This window comes from Halomonas sp. DP5Y7-2 (assembly GCF_019802025.1).
In the GTDB taxonomy this organism is placed as follows: Bacteria; Pseudomonadota; Gammaproteobacteria; order Pseudomonadales; family Halomonadaceae; genus Halomonas; species Halomonas litopenaei_A.
The window spans coordinates 440,952-456,403 of record NZ_JAHVHY010000003.1 but is presented as its reverse complement, the minus strand read 5'-3'; the positions used below and the strand labels follow the sequence as shown (position 1 = coordinate 456,403).

14 protein-coding genes are annotated in these 15,452 nt (G+C 63.8%); 4 read left to right on the top strand and 10 right to left on the bottom strand.

What is annotated here, in order from left to right; translation table 11 throughout:
• Positions 1–54 precede the first annotated feature (54 nt).
• The 6 genes from araD1 to KUW18_RS05570 form a co-directional block, all read right to left on the bottom strand.
• Positions 55–1,056 carry an AraD1 family protein gene (gene araD1 / locus KUW18_RS05595; RefSeq protein WP_222560974.1) on the bottom strand — a complete coding sequence of 334 codons (1,002 nt, stop codon included), beginning with the start codon at positions 1,054–1,056 and terminating at the stop codon, positions 55–57.
• Between the two features lie 7 nt (positions 1,057–1,063).
• Positions 1,064–2,236, bottom strand: coding sequence for an L-rhamnonate dehydratase (locus tag KUW18_RS05590; RefSeq protein ID WP_222162244.1), 1,173 nt, complete (start codon positions 2,234–2,236; stop codon positions 1,064–1,066).
• 163 nt (positions 2,237–2,399) lie between these two features.
• Positions 2,400–3,395, bottom strand: coding sequence for a 4-hydroxythreonine-4-phosphate dehydrogenase PdxA (locus KUW18_RS05585; RefSeq protein WP_222560973.1), 996 nt, complete (start codon positions 3,393–3,395; stop codon positions 2,400–2,402).
• A gap of 56 nt (positions 3,396–3,451) precedes the next feature.
• Positions 3,452–4,735 (bottom strand): TRAP transporter large permease, encoded by a 1,284-nt coding sequence (locus KUW18_RS05580; protein WP_222162246.1) that lies wholly within the window; start codon positions 4,733–4,735, stop codon positions 3,452–3,454.
• A complete protein-coding gene (locus KUW18_RS05575) occupies positions 4,732–5,286 on the bottom strand; it encodes a TRAP transporter small permease (RefSeq protein ID WP_222560972.1) in 555 nt (184 codons plus the stop codon). Before KUW18_RS05575 ends, KUW18_RS05580 begins: the two co-directional genes overlap by 4 nt.
• Before the next feature lie 108 nt (positions 5,287–5,394).
• Entirely contained in the window at positions 5,395–6,378 is a 984-nt protein-coding gene (locus KUW18_RS05570) for a TRAP transporter substrate-binding protein (protein ID WP_222560971.1), read from the bottom strand.
• A 430-nt stretch (positions 6,379–6,808) separates the two neighbouring features.
• Here KUW18_RS05570 and KUW18_RS05565 point away from each other — a divergent pair, with 430 nt between their 5' ends.
• Complete coding sequence (locus tag KUW18_RS05565; protein WP_222162249.1) at positions 6,809–7,543, top strand: FadR/GntR family transcriptional regulator; 735 nt, start codon at positions 6,809–6,811, stop codon at positions 7,541–7,543.
• 93 nt (positions 7,544–7,636) lie between these two features.
• Here the strand turns inward: KUW18_RS05565 and KUW18_RS05560 are convergent, their stop codons facing one another.
• Genes KUW18_RS05560 through KUW18_RS05550 form a run of 3 tightly spaced genes read right to left on the bottom strand, consistent with a single transcriptional unit; the run spans position 7,637 to position 9,377 of the window.
• Positions 7,637–8,377, bottom strand: a complete 741-nt coding sequence (locus KUW18_RS05560; RefSeq protein ID WP_222560970.1) for a 16S rRNA (uracil(1498)-N(3))-methyltransferase — start codon at positions 8,375–8,377, stop codon at positions 7,637–7,639.
• A complete protein-coding gene (gene secB, locus KUW18_RS05555; RefSeq protein ID WP_206942134.1) occupies positions 8,377–8,910 on the bottom strand; it encodes a protein-export chaperone SecB in 534 nt (177 codons plus the stop codon). Before secB ends, KUW18_RS05560 begins: the two co-directional genes overlap by 1 nt.
• Positions 8,911–8,954: 44 nt before the next feature.
• Positions 8,955–9,377 (bottom strand): rhodanese-like domain-containing protein, encoded by a 423-nt coding sequence (locus KUW18_RS05550; protein WP_206942132.1) that lies wholly within the window; start codon positions 9,375–9,377, stop codon positions 8,955–8,957.
• A 436-nt stretch (positions 9,378–9,813) separates the two neighbouring features.
• Between KUW18_RS05550 and gpmI the strand changes: the two genes are divergently transcribed.
• The 3 genes from gpmI to KUW18_RS05535 all read left to right on the top strand — a co-directional run bounded on the left by gpmI (position 9,814) and on the right by KUW18_RS05535 (position 14,049).
• Positions 9,814–11,385, top strand: a complete 1,572-nt coding sequence (gene gpmI, locus KUW18_RS05545) for a 2,3-bisphosphoglycerate-independent phosphoglycerate mutase (RefSeq protein WP_222560969.1) — start codon at positions 9,814–9,816, stop codon at positions 11,383–11,385.
• Between the two features lie 56 nt (positions 11,386–11,441).
• Positions 11,442–12,668, top strand: coding sequence for a murein hydrolase activator EnvC family protein (locus KUW18_RS05540; RefSeq protein ID WP_315900649.1), 1,227 nt, complete (start codon positions 11,442–11,444; stop codon positions 12,666–12,668).
• Between the two features lie 70 nt (positions 12,669–12,738).
• Complete coding sequence (locus tag KUW18_RS05535; RefSeq protein WP_206942130.1) at positions 12,739–14,049, top strand: S41 family peptidase; 1,311 nt, start codon at positions 12,739–12,741, stop codon at positions 14,047–14,049.
• A 120-nt stretch (positions 14,050–14,169) separates the two neighbouring features.
• Here KUW18_RS05535 and KUW18_RS05530 read toward each other — a convergent pair whose 3' ends face one another.
• The gene (locus KUW18_RS05530; RefSeq protein ID WP_315900648.1) at positions 14,170–15,432 is read right to left on the bottom strand and encodes a UbiH/UbiF/VisC/COQ6 family ubiquinone biosynthesis hydroxylase; all 1,263 of its coding nucleotides are present in this window, start codon (positions 15,430–15,432) and stop codon (positions 14,170–14,172) included.
• Positions 15,433–15,452: the final 20 nt, after the last annotated feature.

The following is a 15,452-nucleotide window of genomic DNA, read 5'->3' as shown; positions in this document are numbered from 1 at the left end:
GACACCGCCACGTCATCCAGGCGCGGCGGTGATCTGCGCTATGCGCGTCGGCGTTTACAGTGCAGTGGGCCGGGTCTCGGCCTCGGGGGCTGCCTCCTCCTGAGCCAGCAGATTACGTAATGGACGGCCAAAGGCCGGCAACTCGATCTCGTAACGATCCCCCGATGCCACCTGGATGCCGTCGGCGAAGCTCAGGGTGGCGGTACCGAAGAAATGCACGTGCACATCCCCAGGGGCGCGAAAGCCTGCGTACTTGAAGTGGTGGCGCTCCAGGTTGGCGATGCTGTGGGACATATTGGCCTCGCCGGTGAGAAACGACTTCTCCCAGCGCACCTCGCCGGCACGGGTGATACGGCTCACCCCTTCCAGATGCTCGGGCAGCTCACCGATATGCATCTCCGGCCCGAAGCTGCACTGACGCAGCTTGGAATGGGCCAGCCACAGGTAGTTGTGGCGCTCGGTGACATGGTCGGAGAACTCGTTGCCGATGGCGAAGCCGACCCGGTAGGGGCGCCCGTCGGGGCCGTTGACGTAAAGCCCGACCAGCTCCGGCTCCTCACCGGCGTCCTCGGCAAAGGCCGGTGACGTCAGCGTGGCCTCCGGGGCCACCACCCAGCGCCCGTCCCCCTTGTAGAACCACTCGGGCTGGGCGCCGCTCTCACCCGGGCCAGGCTTGCCGCCTTCGACCCCCATCTGGAACATGCGCATGGAATCGGTCAGCTCGGCTTCGCTGGCACCCTCGATCTTGGCATGCATGGCGCTGCGGGTATCGGCGCTGCCCAGGTGGGTCAGGCCGGTACCGGTCACCAGACAGTGGGCCGGGTCCGGATGGGTCAGCGGCGGCCGCAAGCGTCCTTCGTCGACCAGTGCCTGGTAGTCGACGCTGCCCGTCTCCAGGCGTGCCTCGATCACGCGGGCGAGAGACGTCCCCGTGGCGATGGCCTGCAAGGCCAGGGCATAGACCCCCCCATCGATATCGATGGGGGTGACCCGCTCAGGGCTATCGACCAGCGCAGCGCGCAGGCGACCCTGCTCTTCATACTGGATCACACGCATGGTCGTCTCACTCGATGATGGTGAACTGGTCGAAGTACTGTTCGTTGAGCTCGAGCCCCAGACCAGGCAGGTCGTCATCCAGATCGAGGAAGCCATTGACCGGTTCGGGGTCACCCTTGAACAGGTAATAGAACAGTTCATTGCCGATTTCGACGTCATGCACCGGGAAGAACTCTGACATCGGAGACGCCAATGTCGACATGGTCAGATGGTAGTTGTGCATCTGGCCGGCATGGGGGATGACCGGCACGCTGAAGGACTCGGCGATGGCGTTGATCTTGCGCGCGGCGGTGATGCCCCCGACCCGGTTGGTGTCGTACTGCACCACCGATACGGCGCGCTTCTCCAGCAGCTGGCGGAAACCGTAGTGGTTGAACTCATGCTCGCCACCGGAGATCGGAATGCTGGTCAATGCATTGAGTTCGGCGTAGCCGTCGATGTCATCTGCCAGCACCGGCTCCTCGAGCCAGCGCGGCTCGAAGCGCTCGAGCTTGGGCAGGATGCGCTTGGCATACTCCAGGTTCCAGCCCATATAGCACTCGAGCATCAGATCGATGTCGTCGCCGATGACCTCGCGCACCGCAGCGACGCTCTTGAGGTTTTCGCGAACGCCTTCCGGGCCGTCCTTCGGGCCATAGCCAAAGCGCATCTTCATGGCCTTGAAGCCCTGGTCCAGATAGGACTGGGCCTCACGCTGCATCTCATTGAGGTCAGTGCGATAGAGCTTGGAGGCGTAACAGGGAATCTTTTCCTTGGTGCGTCCGCCGAGCAGCTTGAACACCGGCTTACCGACCGCCTTGCCCATCAGGTCCCAGATGGCGATATCGACGCCGGAAATCGCCGCCATACCGATGCCACGACGACCCCAGGCATGGGTCGAGCGATACATGCGCTGCCACAGGTACTCGTAGTCGAAGGGGTCCTGGCCAATCACCAGCGGCGCCAGATATTGATCGATGATCGCCTTGGCGATGCGGGGTGCCAGGGCCACATTGCCGAGGCCAACGAGGCCAGCGTCGGTCTCGACCTCCACCGTAGTCCAGCCGTGGAAACGGAAGGTCCCCATGGAGTCGCCCTTGTCCCACAGCTCGTCCATGGCGTTGGAGCAGAAGTGCGCCTGGGGCGCTACCGTATGGCCGTTCCACTCAAAGACTCGGGTACGTACGTTTGTGATCTTCATGTCGGTTCCTGTCGCATTCTTGTCATGCCGCCCAAGCTGCCGATACTCGTATCGCCATCACCGCTATCGGCAAGAGTTGCCGCCAAGGCCGATGGCCGGGGCTGGTTAAAAGGGCTGGTTCATAGGGCTGGTTAAAAGGGCTGGTAAATAGAGAAGCCGTCGATCAGTTGAGGCACATGGCCTTGACCAGGTTGAAGGCGTTACGAGTCGGGGTCAGGTTGGCCTTGCCCTGGCCCGCGATATCGAAGGCGGTGCCATGGGCCGGCGACCCTACCGGCACCGGCAGGCCACCGAGGATGGTCACGCCACGATCGAAGCCCAGCATCTTGATCGCGATCTGGCCCTGGTCGTGGTACATGGTGACTACCGCGTCCAGCTCGCCATCACGGGCCTTGAGAAACACCGTGTCAGCAGGGAAAGGCCCCACGATGGGGTAGCCCTTGGCGACGCATGCCTCCACCGCCGGGGCGATGATGTCGATCTCTTCACGTCCACAGGTGCCGCCTTCGCCGGCATGGGGATTGAAGCCCGCCACTGCGACCCTGGGCGCGTCGAAGCCGGCCTTTTTCAGGGTGTCGTGAATCAGGGTGGCCGCGGCGACGATGCGTTCTTCGGTGATGTAGGTGTGGGCGTCCTTGAGTGGCACATGGGACGAGATACGCGAGGTCCAAAGCGTTCCCAGGGTATTGAACTCACTGAAGAAGGTGGTCACACCCAGCTTCTCGACGAACCAGTGCAGCTCGTCCTCGTGGCCCAGGCCGCCGAGCTTCATGGCGTACTTGTTGAGCGGCGCAAAGCAGATACCGTCGACCTCGCCGGCCTTGTGGGCCTCGATGCAGCGACTCAGCACCGCCAGCACCGAGGCGCCACCCGCGGCGTTGGCCTCGGCGTAGGCGGTCTGGTCAGGCGACACCGTGTCCATCTCAAGAAATACCGGACCACTGTGATCGCGGGCCTCCTTGAAGCTCTCCACCTCGGGAAGTTCGAGGTTCACCCCAGCCACGCGCTGGCCTTCCTGCCATAGCCAGCGGTCGCCAATCAGCACGGTATGGCAGCCTTGGGTGGCCTCGCCCTCGGCCAACAGCTTGGCCACCAGTTCCGGGCCGATACCGCCAGGGTCACCGAGGGTCAGCGCGATCAGGGGAGTCTTCTGGGTCATGTCGTTATTCCTTGTTCGATTGTCTGTAGCGCCAGTGAGGCGGAAGTTCGAAAGCGTCAGCCGTAGAAGGCATGGACCAGGCTCATGGGGATCGCCGGCACGTAGGTGACCAGCATCAGCACCACGAACAGCACGAAGATCATCGGCAGGTTGACCTTGGTCACCTCCCACATGTCGGTCTTGGCGATCGAGCAGGAGGTCGCCAGCACCGAGGCCACCGGCGGCGTCTGCTGGCCGATGGCCAGGTTGAGCGTCAGGATCAGGCCGAAGTGAATCGGGTCGATGCCGATCTGCTGGACCAGCGGCATCACGATGGGCACCACCAGAATGATCGCGGCGGCCCCGTGCAGGAACATGCCGAGCAGCAGCAGCAGGATGTTGAGCAACGCCAGTACCGCCACCGGGTCGCTGGTGATAGCGGTAATCTGGCGCGCCAGCTCCTGGGGCAGCTGCATTTCAGTGAGAAAAAGCCCCAGCACCGCGGAGGTCGCCACCAGCAGCATCACCACCGCGGTCTGGATCACGCCTTCGATCACCGCGCGGTAGAGAATCTTGAGATTGAGCTCGCGGTAGACCAGGCCACCGATGACCAGCGCGGCCAGCACCGCGATACCTGCTCCCTCGGTGGCGGTGACAAAGCCGCCGAAGATGCCGCCGAGGATGATCACCGGCAGGGTCAGTGCCCAGAAGGCTTCCTTGAACGCCTTGCCCAGGCGCGACAGCGAAAACGCCTCTTCGCGGGGCAGGTCGTACTTCACCGCGTAGTAGTAGCAGGCCATGGCCAGACCGACGCCGCCCAGGATGCCGGGAATGATGCCGGCCACGAACAGCTTGACGATGGAGGTGTCGGCGATGGCGCCGTACAGGATCATCGACAGCGACGGCGGAATGATGATCGCCAGCGACGCCGAGGATGAGGTGATGGCCGCAGAGAAGTTGGCGTTGTACTTGCGCCGCTTCATCTCGGGAATCAACACCGAACCGGTGGCCGCCACGTCAGCCACGGCGGACCCCGAAATTTCGGCGAAGAACATCGACACCCCGACGTTGACCATGGCCAGGCCGCCACGGACGAAGCCGACCATGGCGGAGACCAGGTTGATCAGGCGCAGCGAGATGCCGGAGGTATTCATCAGGGCGCCGGCAAAGATAAACAGCGGAATGGCGATCAGCGGAAACTTGGTGGCGCCGTTGAACAGCGTCAATGGCACATTGACCAGGGAATCGACGCCCATGAAGACGGCCACCCCGACCACGCCCACGGTGCCGATGGCCACCGCGATGGGCACATTGATCAGTACCAGCGCGAACAGCGCGGCGATCACGATCAAAAGCGTCATGAGCGGTGCTCCTTCAAGTCTTGCTCGGCGATGCGGATCGCCTCTTCGATGGCTTCCTCTTCGCTGTCGATACCGGCACGCACCTTGTTCCACGCCACCGGTAGGCTCAGCAGTTCACACAGGATGAACAGCGCCGCGCTGATCGGAATCACCGACTGGGTCACATCCAGCCCGATCGCCGGCAACGCCACCAGGCTGTCCCAGGCCAGGATCGGCAGCACCAGGTAGCCGTAGTAGCCCACCGCCAGAAAGAAGCCGACAACGATGATCTCGGAAAGCACAAACAGACTGCTGCGAAGGCCAGGGCTGGCCTTGGCGACGAGACCGGGAAAGCCCATGTGGGCACGCTTGAGCGCGGCCAGACAGGCGCCGTAAAAGCTCAACCAGGCCAGGTTGATGGAGGCCACCTCGTCGTACCAGGGCAGATTGCCGCCAAAGGTACGCAGTGCCACGGCGACCAGCACGATGGTCGTCAGTGTCAGCAGCAAGGTGACGGTGAAGCACTCCAGCAGGCGTTCCAGCCACAGGCGTGCCGTGTCGAGCGGCGTCATGGTCTCGATCTCCAGCAGGGATATATGGGCAGCGGGTATAGCAACAACAGAGAAAGGACAGTAGCCACCAGGGATGCCATGGCGACGTCCCTGGTGGCACCCGGCCGGTTATTCGCCGGCCAGGCCCAGCGCCCGATCGATCAGCGCCTGGCCGCCGTCCACCTGACTGGCAAAGGCTTCATAGACCGGTGTACTGGCTTCCACGAAAGCGCCGCGGTCGACCATATTGACCTGCATGCCGGCCTCCTCCAGCACCGACACCAGCTCGCCGTCCAGCGCTTCACCCTTGGCCAGCGCCCACCCCTGGGTTTCCACGGCCACCTCCTGGATGGCGCTGCGCACGTCCTCCGGCAGTTTTTCCCAGCCGCCCTTGCCGGCGGTCAGCCAGATCGGCGAATAGACGTGGTTGGACAGCGACAGATAGTCCTGTACTTCCTGGAACTTGGCGCCGTCGATATTGGACAGCGGGTTCTCCTGACCATCGACGACGCCGGTCTGCAGCGCCACGAATACCTCGGAGAAGGCCATCGGCGTGGGATTGGCCCCCCAGGTCTCGAACATGCGGGTACGCCACTCGCTCTGGGGGGTACGCAGCTTCAGGCCATCCAGGTCCTCCGGCACATTGACCGGACGCTCATTGTTGGTGATCTGGCGAAACCCGTTCTCCCAGGTCGACACGATCTCAAGCCCCTGCTCACGAGCATCCTCGGCCAGGTCGGTCATGACGATGTCTTGATCCACGGCCACCAGGTGCTGGCGATCCTTGACCAGAAACGGCAGATCGAACAGCGCGAAGCTCGGCGCCACCGACGACATGATCGATGAGATGGCGGCCAGGTCGACGGTACCAAGACGCAGCTTCTGGATCAGTTGGCGTTCATCGCCGATCTGACCGCTGTGGTAGTACTCCACCTGGTGGGCGTCGCCCAGGCGCTCCTGCAGCGCGTCGGCGAAGTACTGGGAGGTCTGGCCTTGCAAGCTGCCGGGCGCGCCACCGATGGCGAAGACGATCTTGTCAGCCTGGGCAACGGTGGACGCCAGGGCCAGCGTCAGAGCGGAGAGAGCGGAGAGAGCGAGCGTGCACTTGTTCATGGGATGCTCCTGAGCGTTGGTATCGTTGTTATGTCGATATGATTGTTATTGGGAGTGCCGGTCATGGCCGCTGGAGTCGCCTGCTGGCCCCCGCCATGGCGAGGCTCCGCTGCCATCTGGTCTAGTGGTTGGATTACCAGACCAGTTGAAACGGAATCTAGGCGTGACGTTCCAGACCAGTCAACCGCTTTGGCGTAAAACTAGACCTTTGTCTAGCAGATAGTCGCCACGAACAAGAGATACGTTTCCGTCAAGATTGATCTGGTCTAACATGCAGACCAGAAAGCCGTGGAAAGCGCGAGACCCGCGCCAGCCCGACGACAGCCATGCCATCGCGGCACCATCCACTACCGAAACGAACGACAGAGCCGACGGCGGATACCGCGCTGGAGGTTGCCGGACGACGTCGACGCATGAGAGGGACCACGCCATGGAAAGCTCGGCCTTTGCCTTCGAGAAGACCCTGAAGAACAAGACAAAAAAAGACATCCTGGCGGACAAGCTGGTGGGTATGATCCTGGACGGCCTGCTGCGAGACGGCGATGTGATGCCAAGTGAGCGAGACCTGGCGCAGCTGTTCGGGGTCAGCCGTGAAACCGTGCGCGGCGCCATGTCGCTGGTCAGCGGCTATGGCCTGATCAGCGTCTCCCACGGCGCCAAGACGCGAGTGTGTGCCACCGACCGGGACCTGGAGGCCTATCGGCGCCAGCACGGGTTCGATGAGGGGCATGCTGTCAACCGTCATGATGTCGACAGCGTGTTTGAAAGCCGTATCGTGGTGGAGGCAGCGATTGCCCGCAAGGCCGCCATGAATATCGACGACGATGGCCTCATGCGCCTTGAGCGCCTGCTGCACGCCCAGGCCGACATGTTCGATTCACCGGTGCCTTTCCAGCTATCGGACCAGAACTTTCACAAGCTGATCTCGGAGTACGCCCGCAACGAGATCCTCGCCGGCTACAGCGAGGAACTCTACGCCTACGGCCTCAATGTGCGTCGCCAGGTGATGATCGAACCCGGCGCCATCGAACGCAGCTACCGGGAGCACTGCCACATACTCGACGCCTTGAAGCGTCGCGACCCCGACGCCGCCGAGCGCGCCATGCTGGCCCACCTGGACAGCGTCTACCGCACCACCCGGGCGAAGCTGGGGCAAGAGGCGTAAGCGGCCTCCAACACGGTACAGGCCCACAACGAGCAAGCCCGGCGCATTGGCCGGGCTTGCTGACAAGCGTCAAGCTGAAAAGTCAGCAAGCGCTCACATATCCCCAAGCCTTGATTGAAGAAGGGTCAATGCTACCACCGGGGCGGTTTCGGTACGCAGGATGCGTGGCCCCAGGGTCAGGGCAGCGAACCCCTTGGCGCTCGCCGCCTCAACCTCGGCGAGGGACAGGCCGCCTTCCGGGCCGATCAGCACGCAGGCGCGGTCGACGGCGTCAACGCGATCGAGTACCCCAGGCGTACCGGGGTGCAGCACCAGTTTCAGCAGCTCATCGCGCTGGCCAAGCCAGTGCTCCAGCGTCTGAGGCTCATGTACCGGGGGCACCGTGGCCCGCCCGCACTGCTCACAGGCACTGACCGCCACGGCTTGCCAATGCGCCAGCTTCTTGGCCTCGCGCTCCCCCTTCAGACGCACGTCACCGTGCTCGGTGTACAGCGGCGTGATCGCCGCTGCTCCAAGCTCGACCGCCTTCTGGATGGCGTAATCCATCCGATCCCCCTTGGAGATCGCCTGGCCAAGGTGAACCGACAGGGGCGACTCGCCGCTACCGTCTCTTACCTCACGTATGTGAACGCTTACTTTCTTTCGGTCGGCCTCAGCGATGCTGGCGCAAGCCTCCTGGCCTTGGCCATCGAACAGTACCAGCGAATCGCCAGGCTTGAGCCGCAGTACGCGCCCCACATGTCGCGCGGCTCCTTCGGGCAGAACGACGTCGCCGCCAGCGACAAGCGCGGCGGCGACGTGAATGCGGGGGCCCCGGAAGGCGATATCGCTCATCAGTGAGCGGTCGGCGCCTGTTCGCCCTGAGCCGCACCTTGCTGCTCGGCTTCGCGACGCTTCTTCTGGGCGTACAGTGCTTCGAAGTTGACCGGCGCCAGCATCAGCGGCGGGAAACCACCGCGGTTGACCAGGCTGTCAACACACTCGCGAGCATACGGGAACAGCACATTGGGGCAGAAAGCACCCAGGGTGTGGTCCAGCTGGTCGCCTTCGATACCCGTGATGCGGAACAGGCCAGCCTGCTCGATCTCGGCGAGGAAGCAGGTGGTGCCGCTCTCGCTGTGGGTCACCTGGGCGGTCACCTTGATCACCACCTCGTACAGACCCTCGCTGACCTTGGCGCTGCGCGTATCCAGATCCAGTCCGACTTTCGGCTTGAACGGCTGGCCAAAGACGCCCGGGGAGTTGGGCGCTTCGAAGGAGATGTCCTTCACGTAGATGCGCTGCAGAGAAAACTGCACCTGCGGCTTTTCCTGATCCTGCTGACCGGCGGCCTGGGCACCGGCGTTCTGGTTGTTGTCATCTGCCATGGTAAAAATCCTTGAAACGGGTAATCAGAAATCAGTGCGGGCGATCATTTCTTGACGATGGGCAGGTTATCGGTCTGCCACTGGGTCATGCCACCCTTGAGCTTGAACACACGCTCGAAACCGGCTTTTTTCAGCTTGGCCGCTACGGCACCAGAGCTCTGGCCATGCTTGCACACCACCACGATGGGCGATGACTTGACCTTGTCGAGCTCGTTAAGGCGATTGTCGAGGTTGCTCTGGGGGATATTGCGCGCACCGGCAATATGCCCTGCCTTGAAGTCGTTCTTGTCGCGCACGTCGAGGATCACGGCGTCCTCGCGGTTGACCATCTGAGTGGCCTCACTGGTCGTGACGCCACCGGCATTGGCATTGCGCAGCTCATACAGCAGCCAGGCCGTCAGCACGGCCAGGAAGGCCGCCACCAGCAGCGGATGGTTCTGCACAAATTCGAACAGCTGATCGATCATGGGCTCGGCTAACTCTTGTCGGATGCAAAGATGGTGAAGGCCTGGGGCGCAGGATCAAGGCGCGGGGTCAGACACCACCTGCGAAGCGCTCGATCACCGCCAGGGAAGCACGCCAGCATAGCCTGCGTCTCCCCTGACCGCCGCGGGGCGGCCAGTATACACGACTCAGCGCTGATGCCTCGCGGTCAGTGCCCCCTCGGGGCAATGACGCTTGACGCCAGCGTGCGATATGATGCCGCAAGGAAGTTCGTGTCGCGAGCCCGTTCGCCTACGCCATAAGCCCGTCAGCGACGTTTGGCATGCCATGCTGCACGCTTCCCGCAACGCCAGGCACCAGCGTTAATTCACGACACCCCAGGACATCCCCCGTCATCCACCGCGATGACCACAGAGAAGGATGCCGGGCGAGGTCACCTTGAGCTAGAGGCTATTCCTCATGACGGACACTGCGACCGCACCGCGCCCGGTGGCGCTGATCATTCTCGACGGCTACGGACACAACGAAGATACCGCGTCCAATGCCGTTGCCGCCGCCGACACTCCTCATATGGACCGCCTGTGGAAGGAGCGTCCCCACACGCTGATCCATACCGACGGGCGCCATGTGGGCCTGCCGGACGGCCAGATGGGTAACTCAGAGGTCGGCCATATGAACCTGGGTGCCGGGCGTATCGTCTATCAGGACTTTACCCGCATCACCAAGGCCATCGAGGACGGTGAGATCGACCACAATGTCGTTCTGACCGCACCGATCGACGCTGCCGTCAGTGCCGGCAAGGCCGTCCATCTGCTGGGTCTACTTTCCCCTGGTGGCGTACATAGCCACGAGGACCACCTGCTGGCCATCGCCGAGATGGCCGCCCGCCGCGGCGCCACCCGCATCTACCTGCACGGGTTCCTGGACGGCCGCGACACAGCGCCCAAGAGCGCCCAGGCGTCGATCGAGCGTGCCAACGCCAAGCTCGCTGAGCTGGTGGGCAAAGATAACGGCTATGTGGCGTCGATCATCGGTCGCTACTTCGCGATGGACCGTGACAACCGCTGGGAGCGAGTGGAAAAGGCCTACCGCCTGATTACCGAAGGCCACGGCGAGCAGCAGGCCGAAAGTGCCGAAGCGGGTCTCGCCGCCGCCTACGAACGTGGTGAAACCGACGAGTTTGTGGCCGCTACCAGCGTGCGGCCCAACGGCGAGGCCGTCACCGTCAACGATGGTGACGCCCTGCTGTTCCTCAATTTCCGCGCCGATCGCGCCCGCGAACTCACCCGCGCCTTTGTGCTCGAGGACTTCGACGGCTTCAACCGTCAAGCACGGCCGACGCTGGCCGCCGATGGTCTGGTCATGCTGACCCAGTACGCGGCAGACATTCCCGCTCCCTCGGCCTTCCCGCCCGCAGACCTGACCAACACCCTGGGTGAGGTGATGGAGCGTCGCGGCAAGACCCAGCTGCGTATCGCCGAGACCGAAAAGTACGCCCACGTGACGTTTTTCTTCTCCGGCGGCCGCGAGCAGGAATTCGAAGGTGAGAAGCGCGCCCTGATTCCTTCCCCCCAGGACGTCAAGACCTACGACGAAAAGCCCGAGATGAGCGCCTTTGAGCTGACCGACACCCTGGTCGAGGCCATCGATGGCGGCAGCTATGACCTGATCATCTGCAACTACGCCAACGGCGACATGGTCGGCCACACCGGCGACTTCAACGCCGCCAAGGCCGCCATCGAGGCAGTGGACAAGTGCGTAGGCCGTGTGGTCGAGGCGATCGAAAGAGCGGGGGGTGCCTGTCTGATCACCGCCGACCACGGCAACGCCGAACAGATGGTGCATCCGCAGACAGGCAACCCGCAGACCGCCCACACCACCTTCCCGGTGCCACTGGTGTATGTCGGCAGCCGCGATGCCCGGCTCAAGGATGACGGGCGCCTGTGCGATCTTGCTCCCACCCTGCTGACGATGATGAACGAAACCGTGCCTGAGGAAATGACCGGCGAGGTGCTGATCGAACTGTCGTGAGACGCTTCTTCGTACCCTTTCGTCAAGGCCGACCCGCCGCCCTTGCACGCTCAGCCATGACGCCGTCTCCCACGAGGCGGCGTCATGGCCTCGCAAGCACGCCTCATGGCCGCTGCGGCACGTTTCTGCTTGCCGCCGCCCTGTGGCTGGGCGGTCTGCCTACCCCGCTGACCGGGATGACGGTGGCCTCCTTGCCCGCTGCCTTCGCCAGCCCCGATGAGCGCGAGGCCCAGGCCACCCTGGACGCCATCGGTGAGCGCATTAAGGAGGCCAATCGGCGCCTGGCCAGCACCGATAGCGCTCGCGACGATGCCAGCGCTGACCTGCGTGAGGTGGAAACCGCCCTGGCCGACACCCACCGACAGCTGGATGAGCTGCAGGCCGAGCGCCGGGATATCGACCAGGAAATGGCCGAGCTGGAAAGACGCCGAGAGCTGATGGAGGCGGAACGCGAACAGCAGCAGGCCGCCCTGGCTCGCCAATTGGACGCGCTGTACCGCATGGGAACCACCCCACAGCTGAAGCTGCTGCTGAATCAGGACGACCCTGCCCGGCTCGACCGCCTGCAGGCCTACCTCAACCATCTGGCCGAGGCACGCAACCAGCGACTGGATCTGCTGGCACAGCTCAACCGACGCCTGGACGAGAACCGGGACGCGCTGGAGCAGCGCACGCAGCGCCTTGCAGCGCTCAGGGCCGATGTTGAAGCCCGCAGCCAGTCCCTGGCCCGCCAGAGCCAGGAACGCCAGGCCCTGGTGAACGAGCTGGACCAGCGTTATGACACCGAAGCCTCGCGCCTGGCAGCGCTCGACCAGGACAGGGCCCACGCCGAACGCGTGCTGCGCGACGTACAGGAGGCCATGACCCGGCTGGAGCGACCGCCCCCGTCTACCGCCATCGAGCGCACTCGCGGCGATCTGCCATGGCCGGTACAGGGCATGATGTTGAGCCGTTTTCACCAGTCCCGTGGCGTCCACCGCAATGGCATCCTGATCCAGGCAGCCTCGGGCACCGCTGTCGAGGCAGTGCATGCCGGGCGCGTGGTGTTTGCCGACTGGATGCGCGGCTTTGGCAATCTGTTGATCATCGATCACGGCGATCAGGTAATGACGCTCTATGCCCACCTGCAGCAGTTCGAGACGAGCGTCGGCAGCCGGGTCGAGCGCGGCCAGGTGCTTGGCCGCGTTGGCCTCAGCGGCGGCCGGGACGCCCCCGGACTGTACTTCGAGGTCCGCCGACGCGGCAGCCCGATTGACCCCAGCGGCTGGATCGCGCGGCGCTGATCCCTGCCATTTCCATACCACCTGCCTGGGGCTATGCTTGAACCTTGCCCCTACGTCGAGCGGAGACCGCATGTTCCAACACCGAGCCGCACATCGCCCCTCGCGCCCTGCGACCGTCACCGGGCTCGGCCTGGCGTGGTGCCTCACCGCCCTGCTGGCCTGGCCCGGCACCAGTCTGGCCCAGACCAGCAGCGCCGACGATGCGCTGCCGATCAACGAAATACAGGCCTTCTCGGAGGTCTTCGAGCGGATCAAGCGTGGCTATGTCGAGGAAGTCGACGATGCCACCCTGCTCAAGAATGCCATGCGCGGCATGTTGTCCGAGCTCGACCCGCATTCCAGTTATCTGGACGAGGACGCCTTCCGCAACCTGCGCGAGACCACCCAGGGCGAATTCGGCGGCATCGGCATCGAGGTCGGGCTCGACGACGGCCAGCTCACGGTCATCACACCGATCGATGATACGCCGGCCCAGCGGGCTGGCCTGGAGGCACGCGATGCCATCCTGCGCATTGATGACACCCCGACGGACCGCCTGACGCTGCAGGAAGCCGTGGACATGATGCGCGGCGACCCAGGTACCGACATCCGCCTCACCGTGGTGGGTGCCGGCGACGGAGCCCCAAGGGAAGTCACCCTGTCTCGTGAGATCATCCGCACCGACAGCGTGAAGAGCGACGTGCTGGAGCCCGGATATGGCTATCTGCGCATCAGCCAGTTCCAGTCGCGCACCGGTGAGCAGGTCGAAGATGCCCTGGCCGAGCTGCGTGACGAGGGCGCCCAGTCGGGTATCGTGCTGGACCTGCGCAATAACCCTGGAGGCGTTCTGCAATCGGCGGTGGACGTGGCCGACGCCTTCCTCGACAGAGGCCTGATCGTCTATACCGAAGGGCGCTTGGCCGACAGCGACATGAGCTTCTCCGCCACTCGTCGCACCGTGGCGCCCGACGTGCCTCTGGTCATCCTGATCAACGGTGGCAGCGCATCCGCCGCCGAGATCGTGGCAGGCGCGCTGCAGGACCAGCGTCGCGGCGTGGTAATGGGCACCGAGAGCTTCGGCAAGGGATCGGTGCAGCAGATCCTGCCCCTCGGCAATGGAGAAGGGCTGAAGCTGACCACGGCGCTCTACTACACCCCCAACGGGCGCTCGATTCAGGCCCAGGGCATCGAGCCCGATGTGGAAGTCGTGCGGGGCCGACTCGAGGTCGCGGAAAGCAGCGGCTTGAGGATTCGTGAAGCCGACCTGCAAGGGCACCTGGGCGAGGATAGCCAGCGTGACAGGAGCGACCAGAGCGACAGACTGGCTGGAGACTATCAGCTCGGCGAGGCCCTGAACCTGCTCAAGGCGCTGAACGTCATCAGCCAGCGCACTCCTCAGTAAGACACAGGTGGCCAGGTCATCCTGGCCACCGTCTCCTGGGCCATCACCAGAGCCATCACCAGAGCCATCACCAGAGCCATCACCTAGGCAATAACGCCTGCCGACCGGTGCGGACTGTCATCAGCGACACGACGCCGGCAGGCGCCCGCGCGACCCGGTTGCCTGCTGCATGATCAGTCGCTTGAGCAGCGACACTCGATCGACGCCAGACAAGCCCAGGTTGCGCAGCAGGGTAATACCGGGGTGGCGGCTTCCGAAGAGCCGTCTGAAGCCATCCATCATCACCAGCATCATGCTGTTGTCACCGCGCCTGCGGCGCTCGTAGCGCGCCAGCAGGCGAATGTTGCCCGGAGACACGCCTCGGCGGCGGCCCTCCAGCAATTCCTCGGCCAGCACTGCCGCATCCAGAAAGCCCAGATTGACCCCCTGACCGGCCAACGGGTGAATGCTATGGGCAGCATCACCGACCAGCGCCAGGCCTGGCTGGTGGTAGCGCTCAGCGTGACGCTGGCTCAGCGGAAAACGGATCGCCTGGTCGAGGACCTCGACCGCGCCAAGGCAGTGATCCACGGCAGTCCCCATGGCCTGTCCCAACGCCTCGGACGGCATCTCACACAGCTGCTGCGCATGCTCAGGAGAGGTCGACCAGACGATCGAGCAATAGTGGCTGTCGCCGTCGACCGTCAGCGGCAGAAAGGCCAAGGGTCCGCTGGGCAGAAACGCCTGGCGCGCTACCGCGCCATGCTGACGCTCGGTCCTAACGGTGGTGACCACTGCCTGATGTCCTGTGTCATGTTGGCTGACCTCAATCCCCGCCAACTCGCGTAGTGGTGATCGCGCCCCATCCGCACCAACCACCAGCGGCGCCGACAGCGTTCTGCCATCCTCCAGGCCCACCTCACGCATATCATCACTACCGGCCAGACTGACGATTCGCTGGCCATAAAAGCGACTGATCTGCGGCAGCGCGTCCAGGCAAGCTTCCAGTGAGGCCAGCACCAGGTCGTTCTCGACGATGTGGCCCAGTACCGAAACCCCCGCCTGGTCGGCGCGAAAACGAATCTCGCCGGAGCCCTCGGCATCCCACACCTGCATGCCGGTGTAGGGCGTTACGCGCCGTGATGTAATATCCGTCCACGCACCAATCACCTGAAGCAGCCGCTGGGATACAGGCGTCAAGGCGCTTACCCGAGGGGCAGGCGACGCCAGCGGCAGCCTCTGCCGGTCAAGAGGGCCAGGGCGTGGATCGACCATCGCCACCGACCAGCCGGCGCGTCCCAGCAGTACGGCTAGAACCGCACCGACCATGCCGATGCCCGACACCACGACATCATAGGCTTCTGGCGCCGTCGCACTGGCCGCGTGTTGATCTTGCTCGCTCACCTTAGCCCCCGCCTGTTCTC

What these genes read in the sequence shown, in the direction of transcription:
- araD1 (WP_222560974.1), bottom strand. Translation starts at nt 1,056, where the DNA reads ATGCGTGTGATCCAGTATGAAGAGCAGGGTCGCCTGCGCGCTGCGCTG.
- KUW18_RS05590 (WP_222162244.1), bottom strand. Translation starts at nt 2,236, where the DNA reads ATGAAGATCACAAACGTACGTACCCGAGTCTTTGAGTGGAACGGCCAT.
- KUW18_RS05585 (WP_222560973.1), bottom strand. Translation starts at nt 3,395, where the DNA reads ATGACCCAGAAGACTCCCCTGATCGCGCTGACCCTCGGTGACCCTGGC.
- KUW18_RS05580 (WP_222162246.1), bottom strand. Translation starts at nt 4,735, where the DNA reads ATGACGCTTTTGATCGTGATCGCCGCGCTGTTCGCGCTGGTACTGATC.
- KUW18_RS05575 (WP_222560972.1), bottom strand. Translation starts at nt 5,286, where the DNA reads ATGACGCCGCTCGACACGGCACGCCTGTGGCTGGAACGCCTGCTGGAG.
- KUW18_RS05570 (WP_222560971.1), bottom strand. Translation starts at nt 6,378, where the DNA reads ATGAACAAGTGCACGCTCGCTCTCTCCGCTCTCTCCGCTCTGACGCTG.
- KUW18_RS05565 (WP_222162249.1), top strand. Translation starts at nt 6,809, where the DNA reads ATGGAAAGCTCGGCCTTTGCCTTCGAGAAGACCCTGAAGAACAAGACA.
- KUW18_RS05560 (WP_222560970.1), bottom strand. Translation starts at nt 8,377, where the DNA reads ATGAGCGATATCGCCTTCCGGGGCCCCCGCATTCACGTCGCCGCCGCG.
- secB (WP_206942134.1), bottom strand. Translation starts at nt 8,910, where the DNA reads ATGGCAGATGACAACAACCAGAACGCCGGTGCCCAGGCCGCCGGTCAG.
- KUW18_RS05550 (WP_206942132.1), bottom strand. Translation starts at nt 9,377, where the DNA reads ATGATCGATCAGCTGTTCGAATTTGTGCAGAACCATCCGCTGCTGGTG.
- gpmI (WP_222560969.1), top strand. Translation starts at nt 9,814, where the DNA reads ATGACGGACACTGCGACCGCACCGCGCCCGGTGGCGCTGATCATTCTC.
- KUW18_RS05540 (WP_315900649.1), top strand. Translation starts at nt 11,442, where the DNA reads ATGACGCCGTCTCCCACGAGGCGGCGTCATGGCCTCGCAAGCACGCCT.
- KUW18_RS05535 (WP_206942130.1), top strand. Translation starts at nt 12,739, where the DNA reads ATGTTCCAACACCGAGCCGCACATCGCCCCTCGCGCCCTGCGACCGTC.